At 54.5% G+C, this 12,196-nt stretch carries 9 protein-coding genes and 3 pseudogenes; 9 read left to right on the forward strand and 3 right to left on the reverse strand.

Annotated elements, in window-relative coordinates; genetic code table 11:
• Positions 1-34 precede the first annotated feature (34 nt).
• The 4 genes and pseudogenes from GF423_RS12400 to fabD all read left to right on the forward strand — a co-directional run bounded on the left by GF423_RS12400 (position 35) and on the right by fabD (position 5,821).
• Positions 35-2,233, forward strand: coding sequence for a leucine-rich repeat protein (locus tag GF423_RS12400; protein ID WP_154328659.1), 2,199 nt, complete (start codon positions 35-37; stop codon positions 2,231-2,233).
• Between the two features lie 227 nt (positions 2,234-2,460).
• Positions 2,461-3,220, forward strand: a pseudogene (locus GF423_RS12405) (sulfide/dihydroorotate dehydrogenase-like FAD/NAD-binding protein); the annotation flags it as partial.
• A 94-nt stretch (positions 3,221-3,314) separates the two neighbouring features.
• Positions 3,315-4,775, forward strand: coding sequence for an NADPH-dependent glutamate synthase (gene gltA, locus GF423_RS12410; protein WP_241004957.1), 1,461 nt, complete (start codon positions 3,315-3,317; stop codon positions 4,773-4,775).
• 170 nt (positions 4,776-4,945) lie between these two features.
• Positions 4,946-5,821 carry an ACP S-malonyltransferase gene (gene fabD, locus GF423_RS12415; RefSeq protein ID WP_154328662.1) on the forward strand — a complete coding sequence of 292 codons (876 nt, stop codon included), beginning with the start codon at positions 4,946-4,948 and terminating at the stop codon, positions 5,819-5,821.
• Positions 5,822-5,905: 84 nt separating this feature from the next.
• Here fabD and GF423_RS12420 read toward each other — a convergent pair whose 3' ends face one another.
• Positions 5,906-6,349, reverse strand: a complete 444-nt coding sequence (locus tag GF423_RS12420) for a VanZ family protein (RefSeq protein WP_154328663.1) — start codon at positions 6,347-6,349, stop codon at positions 5,906-5,908.
• 253 nt (positions 6,350-6,602) lie between these two features.
• Here GF423_RS12420 and GF423_RS12425 point away from each other — a divergent pair, with 253 nt between their 5' ends.
• From GF423_RS12425 to GF423_RS12445, 5 genes and pseudogenes are all read left to right on the forward strand, one after another.
• Positions 6,603-6,965 (forward strand): hypothetical protein, encoded by a 363-nt coding sequence (locus GF423_RS12425; RefSeq protein ID WP_154328664.1) that lies wholly within the window; start codon positions 6,603-6,605, stop codon positions 6,963-6,965.
• 358 nt (positions 6,966-7,323) lie between these two features.
• A pseudogene (locus tag GF423_RS12430) lies at positions 7,324-7,434 on the forward strand (hypothetical protein); the annotation flags it as partial.
• A 241-nt stretch (positions 7,435-7,675) separates the two neighbouring features.
• The gene (gene tsaA, locus GF423_RS12435; protein WP_154328666.1) at positions 7,676-8,362 is read left to right on the forward strand and encodes a tRNA (N6-threonylcarbamoyladenosine(37)-N6)-methyltransferase TrmO; all 687 of its coding nucleotides are present in this window, start codon (positions 7,676-7,678) and stop codon (positions 8,360-8,362) included.
• A gap of 6 nt (positions 8,363-8,368) precedes the next feature.
• On the forward strand, positions 8,369-9,481 hold the full coding sequence (locus GF423_RS12440) for a family 10 glycosylhydrolase (RefSeq protein ID WP_235911662.1): 1,113 nt from the start codon (positions 8,369-8,371) through the stop codon (positions 9,479-9,481).
• A 69-nt stretch (positions 9,482-9,550) separates the two neighbouring features.
• Positions 9,551-10,693: a glycosyltransferase family 4 protein gene (locus tag GF423_RS12445; protein WP_154328667.1), complete on the forward strand. Its 1,143-nt coding sequence runs from the start codon at positions 9,551-9,553 to the stop codon at positions 10,691-10,693.
• Positions 10,694-10,704: 11 nt separating this feature from the next.
• Here the strand turns inward: GF423_RS12445 and GF423_RS12450 are convergent, their stop codons facing one another.
• Both GF423_RS12450 and GF423_RS12455 read right to left on the reverse strand, forming a co-directional pair.
• The gene (locus tag GF423_RS12450) at positions 10,705-11,313 is read right to left on the reverse strand and encodes an HAD family hydrolase (RefSeq protein ID WP_154328668.1); all 609 of its coding nucleotides are present in this window, start codon (positions 11,311-11,313) and stop codon (positions 10,705-10,707) included.
• Positions 11,310-12,195: pseudogene (locus GF423_RS12455) on the reverse strand (decaprenyl-phosphate phosphoribosyltransferase). Before GF423_RS12455 ends, GF423_RS12450 begins: the two are co-directional and overlap by 4 nt.
• Position 12,196: the final 1 nt, after the last annotated feature.

Genomic DNA, 12,196 nt, shown 5'->3' on the forward strand with positions numbered 1-12,196 from the left:
ACTACTCTATTATTCATCTTATAAAAATCAATCAATGAGAAAAATCCTTGTTACCGCATTCATGATTTTTACCGCATTATTCATGAGTGCCCAAGTGCAGAAGAACATCGTGGTTGAGACTCCAGGCACGCTTGCCGACTTGCTGGGCGACGATGCCTCGACAGTCACTCAACTCACCGTCGGTGGAAAATTGAACAGCAAAGACTTCAATGTGTTTGCCAAGACCACATCGTTACAGGACCTGGACATGCACGGGGTGTCGATTGTCGATGTCAACGGTGCCGAAACCGGGGCAATACCCGACTATGCATTCTACAAGAGCCCCGCGCTCAAGCGTGTGGTCATGCCGAGCACACTCAAGAGCGTGGGAAACAGTGCTTTCTACAAGTGCACGCTTCTGGAGGAGGTCGTTTTCTCCGATGGCCTCACCAAGATTGGGAAGTCGGCCTTCATGAGCGACTACGTGCTCAATAGAGTCAACCTCCCGCAGTCGGTTGAGAAAATTCTTGATAGGGCTTTCTACAAGACAGCTCTCTCGGGCACCTTTGTCACGCCCGACTCGTTGACCACTATAGGCACCACGGCATTCTACGACACGCAACTCGAGCAGGTGAGACTGGGCGAGAAGGTCTCGGCTGTGGGCGAGGCTGCATTTGGCGGTTGCCTCAAGCTCTCTGGCTTCGAGGTGGCTGCCGGCAACAAGTGCTACAAGGCTGTCGACGGCGTGCTTTATGACATTGCCGACACGCTGCTGCTGGCCTATCCGCAAGCCGATGCGCGCACAAGCTACTCGCTGCCCAAGACGGTGAAGAGCATTGCCATGTCGGCCTTTGATTGCGCTGCCAAGCTCGAGGAGCTTCACATCAACGAGGGAGTGGCTGTCATGCCCGTGAGCATGTGCTATGGCGACACGGTGTTGAAAAAAATCTACATGCCCTCTACTACCAAGCTGCTCAAGGCCGGCGCTCTCGACAACTGCAAGCAGCTGGCCGAGCTCCACATTCGTGCCGTCGACCCGCCCGAGGTGGAGACCGGTGCCTTCGGCGTGATGTTCCGCAACTACAAGATGAACCTGTATGTGCCCAAGGGCAGCAAGTCTAAATATGAAAACGCTTCGGGCTGGAGCGACTCGTTCCTTTCTATCAACGAGGAAGATGCTCCTGCCGAGCCCGTGTATCGCGTGCTCATGACCACAAGCCATGCCATAGGCGAGTACATAGGCCTGAGCATGCAGACTGGAGGCGAGGATGTGGAAGTGACAGGGGCCGAGTATGACTCGCCTGGCTACTTCAAGGTGACTTCCCAAAATATTGAAATCAAGGGCAAGATCACCCGGCTCGACTGCTCGTCCGATCAGCTTACCCTGCTTGATGTCACGCAAGAGCCTGCACTCGTCGAACTCTATTGCGACGACAACAAGCTCGACACGCTCAAGCTGGGCAACTTGCCGGCTCTCACTCGCCTGTACTGCGGCGGCAACCAGCTCTCGAGTATCGACCTCTCGCAGCTGCCCAGCCTGCAGGACTTCAGCTGCTGGGGCAACAACCTCACGGCTCTTGGACTGAATGGCAACCCGGCCATGACATCGCTCATATGCCGCGACAACAAGCTGCAAGGCACACTCGACCTGTCGAGCAATCCTAAAATCAACCAGGTGAACTGCTACAACAACGCCCTCACATTTATTAAACTGGCTCCCAACACCGAGCTCAAGCACATCGAGCTCGAGCGCAACAACATCAACGGCGACAACATGACCCGCTTCATGACGTCGCTCCCCACCTATGTGGCCTTCCCGGCCGACGAGTGGGACGACTATGGCGGCTTGAACCTGCAAGGCCTTTATGTGACCGAAATCGACCAGACCTACGAGAAAAACGTGGCCTTCGATACCGATGTCAATATCGCCAAGGGCAAGGGCTGGCCAGTGTATGCCATCAACATCGACGATTACGGTATGACCAAGCCCACAGCCTATGATGGAATACCCACAACTGGTATCACCAGCCTCGATCGCGGCCAGGCTGTGCTGCACGTGGCCACAAGCGGCTCGCAAGCCCTTGTCACAGGCCTTTCGGCTGGCGACATTGTGCGCCTCTACGACCTGCAGGGACGCTCGGTCGTGGTGCTCACGGCCCAGGGCGAGAGCCTCGACATCGACCTCGGCGGTGTGGCTCGTGGCGTGTATGTGCTGAAGACCAAACAAGGCTCCTGCAAGATCGACGTGAAGTAGCAACGTCACGCTCTTGTGCAGTCACAGCCCTGTTTCCTGTCTCGCAGTTGCACCCCTGTGGTGCAGCTGCGAGATTTTGCTTAAGCCAGGTTGAGTTGATGGGCAAGGCTATGGGCCCTTGCCTTTTTTAGGGCATTTTGAGCCAAACTAAAAGTGCATTTTCTTGAAGGTGAAAGAATATTTTGTTACATTTGCGACGACTAATGAACTAATTCAAATTCTTTGAAATGAACAAAGTTGTCAGTAAAGAAAAATTTTCTGAGAATGTGACCAAACTCGTGGTTGAGGCTCCTCTCATTGCCCGCGCGCGACGTGCTGGTCACTTTGTGATTGTGCGCAGTGGAGAGAATGGCGAGCGCATTCCCCTCACTATAGCCGACGCCGATCCCCAAGCTGGTACCATCACGCTCGTGATTCAGGCGGTGGGTGTCTCCACCCGCAAGCTGTGCGCCCTCGAACCAGGCGACAGCCTCACCGATGTTGTGGGCCCCTTGGGCCAAGCCACCCACATCGAGAAGTACGGAACTGTGCTGTGCTGCGGCGGCGGCGTGGGCGTGGCCCCGTTGCTCCCCATCCTGCGTGCCATGAAAGCAGCGGGCAACCGCGTGGTGAGCGTGCTGGCAGGCCGCACCAAGGACCTCATCATTCTCGAAGACGAGGTGCGCGCCAGCAGCGACGATGTGATTATCATGACCGACGACGGCAGCTACGGCCAGAAAGGCCTTGTCACCGTGGGTGTAGAGCAAGTGATCAAGCGTGAGCATGTAGACTATTGCGTCACCATAGGCCCTGCCGTGATGATGAAATTTGTGGCTTTGCTCACCAAGAAGTACAACGTGCCCACCGAGGCCTCGCTCAATGCCATCATGGTCGACGGCACTGGCATGTGCGGCGCCTGCCGTGTCACTGTGGGCGGCAAGACGCGCTTTGTGTGTGTCGAGGGTCCTGAATTCAATGCTCACGAGGTCGACTTCGACGAGCTCATGATGCGTCTCAAGGCTTGAGGCGTGCGGCGCCTTCAACGTCAACGTAACTACAGCTAAACTTTTTAACATCTAAATCAATTCAACTTTGTCAAAATATGGAAAATAACATGGTAGATTCACGCAATGAGCAATGGCGTGTCGACTTGCGCAAGAGCCACACGCCCAAGGAGCGCACCGCTATCGAGCGCGTTGTTATGCCCCAGCTCGATCCCAAGTACCGCATCACCTGCAACGAGGAGGTGAACGAGGGCATCAGCGAGGAGCAGGCTGTGAGAGAGGCCACTCGTTGCCTCGATTGTGCCAATCCTCAATGCGTGACAGGCTGCCCGGTGGGCATCAACATACCTAAATTTATCAAAAACATAGAGCGCGGCCACTTTGCCGACGCTGCCGCTGCAATCAAAGAAACCAGCTCGCTCCCTGCTGTGTGCGGCCGTGTGTGCCCCCAGGAGAAGCAGTGCGAGAGCAAGTGCATACACGTGAAAATGAAGCACCCGGCAGTGGCTATAGGCTACCTGGAACGCTTTGCTGCCGACTGGCAACGCAATCATTGCGAGCAGGAAGTGCCCAAGATGGCTCCTCGCAACGGCATCAAGATTGCCGTGGTGGGTAGTGGCCCCTCAGGCCTCTCCTTTGCCGGCGACATGGCCAAGAAGGGCTACAGTGTCACTGTGTTTGAAGCTCTCCACGAGATAGGCGGCGTGTTGAAATACGGCATCCCCGAGTTTCGCTTGCCCAACGCCATCGTCGATTATGAAATCGACGGCCTGCGCAAGATGGGCGTCGACTTTGAAAAAGACATTATCATAGGCAAAACCCTCACCTACGACGACTTGCACGAGATGGGATTCAAGGGCGTGTTTGTGGGGTCGGGAGCCGGTTTCCCGCGCTTCATGGACATTCCGGGCGAGAACCTCAAGGGCGTGATGTCGAGCAACGAGTATCTCACTCGCATCAACCTGATGAAGGCTGGCCGTGGTGGCGACACTCCCGTGATGCAGGGCAACACCATTGCTGTGATAGGCGGTGGCAACACGGCGATGGACTCTACACGCACCGCTCTGCGCATGGGTGCCAAGCGGGTGCTGCTGGTATACCGCCGCAGCGAGGCCGAGATGCCCGCCCGTCGCGAGGAAGTGGGGCATGCCAAGGAGGAGGGCGTTGAGTTCTTCACCCTGCACAATCCCATCGAGTACATAGGCGACGACAAGGGCTTTGTCAAGGCCATGAGGGTGCAGAAGATGCAGCTGGGCGAGCCCGATGCCTCGGGACGCCGTCGCCCGGTGCCCATCGAGGGGGCCATCGAGGAAATCCCTGTCGATATCGTGATTGTGGCTGTGGGCGTGTCGCCCAACCAGCTGGTGCCAAGTTCGATCAAGGGGCTCGAAGTGAGCAATCGTCACACCATCGTGGTCAACGACGACACCATGCAATCCAACATTGCCGACCTCTTTGCCGGCGGCGACATCGTGCGTGGCGGTGCAACCGTGATTTTGGCCATGGGCGATGGTCGCAAAGCTGCCCAGCACATGCACGAGGTGCTCTCCCAAAAATAGCTTTATCTATTGTAATACAAGGCGTGAATGTGCCGAAGATCTCTCTGATTTTCGGCACATTTGCCTTTTTGATGCCAATAATTACTGCTACATTAAAAGTTTTTACTATCTTTGCGTTGAATTATGGAAATTTTTCTTTAATCAACACTATATTTAGAAGATAATAAATTATGAAAGCATTTGTTTTTCCTGGTCAAGGAGCACAATTCGTGGGTATGGGCAAGGATCTCTATGAAGGCAATGCCCAAGCCAAAGAAATGTTTGAAAAGGCCAATGAAGTACTGGGTTTCCGCATCACCGACCTCATGTTTAACGGAACTGAAGACGACTTGAAGCAAACCAAGGTTACTCAACCGGCAGTGTTTTTGCACTCGGTGATTCTTGCCAAAACCATGGGCGAGGCCTTCAAGCCCGACATGGTGGCCGGCCACTCGCTGGGCGAGTTTTCGGCACTTGTGGCTGCCGGTGCACTCTCGTTTGAAGAGGGCCTCAAGCTGGTCGAGGCGCGTGCTCTTGCCATGCAGAAGGCTTGCGAGCTCAAGCCCTCGACCATGGCAGCTATCATCGGCCTTCCCGATGAGAAGGTCGAGGAGATTTGCGCACAGGTGCCCGAGGTTGTTCCTGCCAACTACAACAATCCAGGTCAAGTCGTGATTTCGGGCTCGGTCGAGGGTGTGCACAAGGCATGCGAGCTTTTCACTGCCGCTGGTGCCAAGCGTGCTCTGCCCTTGAAGGTGGGCGGTGCATTCCACTCTCCCTTCATGGAACCTGCACGTGCCGAGCTTGCCGTGGCCATCGAGAAGGCTCAATTCTCCAAGCCTATATGTCCGGTGTATCAGGATGTCGACGCCCTGCCTCACACCGATCCTCAAGAAATCAAGGCCAACTTGCTCAAGCAGCTCACCTCGCCAGTGCGCTGGAGCCACATTGTGCAAAACATGGTGAAAGATGGCATGACCGAGGCTGTTGAGGTGGGCCCAGGCCGCGCTCTGCAAGGCATGATACGTCACACCGACCGCAACGTGGCTGTGAGTGGCGTACAGTGATTCCGTCATAAATAATAGAAAAAATCGCTCTCAATGCTGAGAGCGATTTTTTTGTCTATATATATATCTGGAAGTGCAATACTGTTACGACCGACGGTGGTGGCGGCGGTGCACGCTGGCATGGTAGAAGCTCTTGCGAAAGAAGTGCAGCAACACAAAGTGCAGCAGCAGGAAGGCTACTGCAACCCCAGCCAGGTCGGCTGCCCAGTCGAGGATGTCGTAGCTACGGTCGCTGGTGAGCGTGAGCTGTGCCACCTCCATGAGCAGCCCCACGAGCGCTGCGGTGGCGCTCAGTGCAAGCTCCACGCTCAGGCGTGTGTGATGAGGCAGCTTGTGCTTGGCGTAGTCCAGAATATAAGCTCCGGCACATGCAAAGTACATGACGACGTGGCACAACTTGTCAAATCCTGGAAACACTGGCAGCTCTCTCACGTCGAAGGGGTCGCTTGCCAGCGATAGATACACAATAAGGGCGGTGACGGTGACCGACATGAGGCCTGTGGGCAGTGCTAATAATAATCGTTTCATCTTTTGTTTCTACATCATTTGGCTCTGTTCTCGCGGCATTGGATTTCCAAAGCTTAGCTTGCTGCAAAGTTAGGAATAATGAGTAAATATTTAGTCTTTTTTTATCAATTTTTTAATTGATGTGATGAAAATGTGCAATGTTGTCATTGTTTTATTAATTTTGCAATTGTAGTAGAAATGGCAAACTGCTGAGTTGCAACCTTCCTGTGTTGAGACTTGACTTGCCACCACATTTAAAATTTTTATCCTTGTTATGGGCAAACTTAGGGATTTTTTTGTCATGTCGCGGCATGAACGGGTTGGAGCCTTGGCCCTGCTGGGCATTGTGCTGGTGCTGGTTGTTGCGCTTGCGCTATGGCGAGGTTGCAGGCGCCCGGCTACAGGTGCGATTGCCCCGGCCATGGTGGCCTACGACAGGGCAACCGACTCGATTGCAGTTGTTGAAAAACAGGCTGGCAAGAAAAATTCTAAGGGCAAACGTTCCCGGCGGTCGTCGGCGACAGACCGCCGTCGCAAAGCCTTCAAGAAGAAAAAAAACAAGAGCAAGAAAGAGCGGTCAATCACTAAGCCAGCCGCGGCACCCCGTAGGTCGCTTGAGCCTGTCCCCGAGTTTTAGGTCTATTATTGCCGATGGCATATTATACATGAGTGGGCTGTGGCTCGCTACTCCCAGAAAGCCTGGCCAGTTTTGCTGCTTTTTCATAGCGTGAAAAAATATTTTTGGTAGTTTGAAGAAGATTGACTAAATTTGTTCACGTTAATCTTCTAAGACCTCATTTTATTCACATAGAGCATCGCGAAGTGATTTCGAGGTGCTTTTTTTTGTGTCTTTCATTTGTTCCTTTTTTTGTATGTCTCATCTTGCGTTAATTGTAAATTGTTTGTAATTTTGTTCCGATTTGTAACAAAGTGTAAATAAAATTGTCGATATTTGGTTTTATTGACAGTCTTCAATCTATAAAATGCAAAGAAGTATGAGTAGACGTGTAACTTTTGCAACGCGCCTTGGCGCTATTGCGGCCACGGTGGGCTCGGCAGTGGGTTTGGGCAATATATGGCGTTTCCCCTATGAGGCAGGCCAGAATTGAGGTCGCTTCAAGTTGGCTATTCAGGCCTGTGTGGTTTTCTGCCTGCGCTATGTTGCGCCGGTTGTCGTGGTGCTCATCTTCCTGTGGTGTGTGGGTGTCATCAAGTAGTTTTAGCTGGAAAATTGAGACCGCCTAATCGCTCTTTTTTACAAAAAGAGTGGTAATTTTGTGCCGTGTCTGCCAGCCAGCGCCGTGTGGTGCGGCCGCGACGGCAGTCGCTCTTATATAATATTGTCGCATGGAACTGAAAACTATTGCCCATTTTCACTCGCCGTTTACATCTAAGTTTGGCATTCCCAAGCAGAGTGGCCTCGTCGAGCAGCTGCCGGGTACAATCACTTTTGAGCCCCGTTACCGCGAGCGTAATGCCTTGCGTGGCATCGAGGAGTTTGATTACCTGTGGCTGTTGTGGCATTTTTCGGCCAATCGTCATGCAGCTACCAGCCTCATGGTGCGCCCTCCCTTGTTGGGAGGCAACGAGCGGGTAGGGGTGTTTGCCTCGCGCTCGCCATTCCGTCCCAACGGCATCGGCCTCTCGTCGGTGCGTCTCGATCATGTGGAGTGGGACACGCCCAGCGGGCCGGTGATACACGTGCGTGGAGCCGACTTGATGGATGGCACGCCCATCTTCGACATCAAGCCCTACATTGCCTATGCCGACTGCCATCCTGGAGCCCGCAGCGGCTTTGTCGACAGCCATGCCCTAAGGCGCCTCAAGGTGGAGATTGCTCCTGAGCTGGCCTGTCGTTTCAACTCGTCACAGCTTGCGGCCTTGGTGAAAACGCTTGAGCTCGATCCCCGCCCGCACTATCAGAACGACCCAGGCAAGGTCTACGGCATGCCCTATGACGGCCGCGACATCCATTTCACGGTGCAGGGCGGCACGCTCACGGTGATCGATATTGATACAATTGCTAAAACATAATGTGCTATGAATGTGAAAAGAATGCCAGTATTGCTGGCTCTACTGCTCATTGCAGGGGTAATGGTGCCCCTTCAGGCGAGAGTCAAGGCCAAGACCTCGCAGCGTGTGCAACTTGGCGTGTGGGAAGATCTCTCGGGCCGCGTGATGACGCCCGATTCAATTGAGGGGTGGATCAAGCCTTTCTACGAAGCCGGTATCAGAAATTTCTACATCTGCAACAGCCCTGAGGAGATTGCCAAGTGGGTGCAGGCAGCCCGTGGCTTCAAGGGTGCGAGAATACACGCATGGATGTTTTCGCTCAATGCCTATCACGACTCGGCTGCAGTGTGGTCGCATCGCGAGTGGGGTGAGGTGAATCGCTTGGGCGAGAACAGTCTCGACAAGTCGCCCTACACGCCTGTCTACAAGTGGTTGAGCCCTGCTGTGCCCCAAGTGCGCCGGTGGGTGAAGGACAAGGCTGCAGGCTATGCGGCTATCAAGGGGCTGGCCTCGGTGCATCTCGACTTCATACGTTTCAACGACCTGTTTTTGGGACGCAAGACGCAGGCCGAGCGGTTTCACATCGACCAGAGGCAGATCGAGCCGCAGTGGGATTTCGGCTATCATCCCATGGCCATCGAGGCCTTCAGGCGGCAATTTGGCTACTCGCCGCTTGAGTTGTCGGCACCTTACTTGAGCCCCGAGTGGATACAATTTCGCATGGACGAAGTGACCTCGCTTGTCAATGAAATTGCCCAGGCAGTGCATGCGCGAGGAAAAATGCTCACGGCCGCCGTCTTTCCCTTTCCTGAGCGTGCCCGCATGATGGTGTTGCAAGACTGGGCGCGCTGGGACCTCGACATGGTGTGCCCCATGAATTACAACTCGTTTTATCGTGAGGGCCCGCAGTGGGTGAAATACAGCGTGTCGCAGGGTCTGGCCGAGACACGCCACCGCAGCAAGTACGTTTCAGGGCTGTTTGTAGTTGGGGCAAGCAAGGCCGATATTGTGCAAGAAGCCCGTGAGTCGGTGGCAGCGGGCGCCGATGGCATCAACTTCTTCAACGCCTCGGGACTTGTAAAGGCAGGCATGCTCGACGTGGTGAGGCAGTTGAATCGTGAGTTCAACGGCGGCAAATAGCTTCCTTGCTATGGCTGGACTATAGAAGAAAATGATTAACTTTGCCAGCCGAAACAAGAAGTCTCCGTTTTGAACGATATCATTATAGGATATGATGCCAAGCGCATCGTGAGAAACAGTACCGGGTTGGGCAACTATAGCCGCAACCTGGTGAATGCCCTTTCGGCGATTGTGCCTGCTGGCATCCAGTTGCGTCTCTATGCCCCCGATGAGGGCAGTGCCGAGTTGCGCAGCCAGGTGCTGTCGCGCCCCAATGTGAGTTTTGCCTTTCCGCGGGGCATTCAATATCCGTTCAGGGGAGACTTGTGGCGCTCGCGGCTGGTGGTGGGCGACTTGTTGCGCGACGGCGTGCAACTCTATCATGGGCTGAGCGGCAGGCTGCCTTCAGGGCTCAAGAGGGCAGGCATTTCCAGTGTCGTCACCATTCACGACCTCATTTTCTTGCGTTATCCCGAGTATTATCACTGGTTAGATGCCAAAATCTACAAGCACCAGTTCTATCGCACGCTGCAGCAGGCCGACCGTGTCATTGCCATCAGTGAGTGCACCAAGCGCGACATCCTGCATTATAGCGATTTCCCTGCCAGCAAAATCGATGTTATCTACCAGAGTGCAAGCACTGAGTTCAAAATGCGATGCACGCCGTCGCACATCGCCCAGGTGAGGCAGCGCTATCACTTGCCCCACAACTATGTGCTCAATGTGGGTACAATCGAACAACGCAAAAACGTGCTCCTTGCTGTGAAGGCCCTCAAGATGCTGCCCGCCGACCTCCACATTGTGATTGTGGGCAAGTCAACCCCCTATGCTGCCGCCGTGAGGCGCTGGGCTGCTGCCCACGGCCTCGACAGCCGCGTGCACATGTTGAGTCATGTACCCAATAGCGATCTCCTTGCCATCTATGCTCAGGCCAGGTGCTTTGTCTACCCCTCTCGATACGAGGGGTTCGGTATCCCCATTATCGAGGCAATTCAGAGCGGCCTGCCCGTGATAGGGGCTACTGGCAGTTGCCTCGAAGAGGCTGGCGGCCCCAGTTGCATCTATGTTGACCCCGACGATGTGCCATCGATGGCTCAAGCCATCGACTCGTTGTTGACAGATCCCGACAAAACTGCCCTCTCGGTGGCTCAAGCACAAGAGTGGGTGAAGCGTTTCGAGAATGCCGACGTTGCCAGCCAGGTGCTGGCAGTGTACCGCAAGCTGCTGCACTGATTTTCGCCCTGCTATTTTCCCTCTCTGAATGGCTTGTAGTGCCGCACGTCGGCATAGTCGAGCAGTTCCTTGTCGCCACGGCTGTCGCCGTAGGCAACGAGGATGTAGTTGTCGCGTTGTGGCAACACTTGCATCACACGCCTCACTTTCTCCTGCCCATAGCAGTTCTTGGTTAGGAACCGGCCGGTCAACCTGCCACCGGCCACCTCGACTTGGGTGCCCAGTATGGTCAAGCCAGGGTGAGGCGTGAAAAAAGCCCTCACCCAGTTCTCGATGCTCGCGCTCACCACCAGCACGCGTTGCCCTGCTTCAAGCGCCTGGGTCACGCATTTCAAGCCGGCAGGACGCATGATGCGCGACTTCTTGCTGGCGCCAAACTTGCGGCATCGCCTGTCGAAGTCGTCGAGCGGTGTACCCTTGTAGAAATGCGAAAACACCCGCTCCTTGGCTTTCCAGTTGGGATACAGGCGCAGCAGCATGAGCACAATCCAGGGGCTGTTGACCATGAAGCCCCACAGAAAACGGGCCATGCCCTTGTCGTAGATGATAAATTCCAAAAACGTGTCGTTGCACGTGAGCGTGCCGTCGAAGTCGAATGCGTGTACTGTTGCTGCTGTCATGACAGGTAAATGATGAGGAAAAACGATATCGTCCAGGCAAGTATCGTGAGCTGGGTAAAGCGGTCGTTCAGTGCCACCTCGGTGGGATCGCCACTCTTGTTGTCGACCACCGAAAGCTGGATGTAGCGCAGCACGCCCAGAATCACAAAGAAACTCGTGAGATACAAATATTGCGTGTCAAATCGGTTCACCACCTCGGGCGAGACGGTATACATGATATAGCACACAATCGTGATTGCCCCCGTCAGATTGATGGCCTCGTTGATGAAGGTGAGGTTGTAGCGATGGGTGTTCTTGCGGGGGGCGACTCCGGTCTTCTGCATTCTCACCACATCGTCGCGCCGCTTGGCAAACGACAAGAACAGCGTGAGCAAGAAGGTCATGAGCACAATCCAGTGACTCAGCACGATGCCGCTCGCCATGCCGCCTGCCAGTATCCTGAGCACAAAGCCCATGGCCACGATGCACACATCGATTATGGCATATTGCTTGAGCTTGATGCTATAGAGCAGGTTCAACACAAAGTAGCAGGATACGATTGTAATCACCCCTACCATTCTTGGGGGGGGGGAGCAGCAAGGTGAGCAGCAGCGAGCCCACAATCATTGTGGCCATGATGGCATAGGCCTGCCCCGTGCTCACAGCGCCCGAAGCTATGGGACGCTTGCATTTCTCGGGGTGCAGGCGGTCGTCGGCCACGTCGCGCAGGTCGTTGAAGCAGTATATCGACGATGCGGCAAAGCTAAACGCAACAAAGGCGATTGCAACATTGAGCAGGGCCTGATAGTCGAACAGAGCCCCGCCGAAAAACACGGGGATAAAGACAAAAAAGTTTTTTATCCATTGCTTGGGGCGAATGAGCCGTATGATGTCTTTTGTCATG

The sequence above is a fragment of the Sodaliphilus pleomorphus genome (assembly GCF_009676955.1).
Lineage (GTDB): Bacteria > Bacteroidota > Bacteroidia > Bacteroidales > Muribaculaceae > Sodaliphilus > Sodaliphilus pleomorphus.

Coding starts and splice junctions, on each gene's coding strand:
- GF423_RS12400 (WP_154328659.1), top strand. CDS start 35: ATGAGAAAAATCCTTGTTACCGCATTCATGATTTTTACCGCATTATTC.
- GF423_RS12425 (WP_154328664.1), top strand. CDS start 6,603: ATGGGCAAACTTAGGGATTTTTTTGTCATGTCGCGGCATGAACGGGTT.
- GF423_RS12450 (WP_154328668.1), bottom strand. CDS start 11,313: ATGACAGCAGCAACAGTACACGCATTCGACTTCGACGGCACGCTCACG.
- GF423_RS12420 (WP_154328663.1), bottom strand. CDS start 6,349: ATGAAACGATTATTATTAGCACTGCCCACAGGCCTCATGTCGGTCACC.
- fabD (WP_154328662.1), top strand. CDS start 4,946: ATGAAAGCATTTGTTTTTCCTGGTCAAGGAGCACAATTCGTGGGTATG.
- gltA (WP_241004957.1), top strand. CDS start 3,315: ATGGAAAATAACATGGTAGATTCACGCAATGAGCAATGGCGTGTCGAC.
- tsaA (WP_154328666.1), top strand. CDS start 7,676: ATGGAACTGAAAACTATTGCCCATTTTCACTCGCCGTTTACATCTAAG.
- GF423_RS12440 (WP_235911662.1), top strand. CDS start 8,369: ATGAATGTGAAAAGAATGCCAGTATTGCTGGCTCTACTGCTCATTGCA.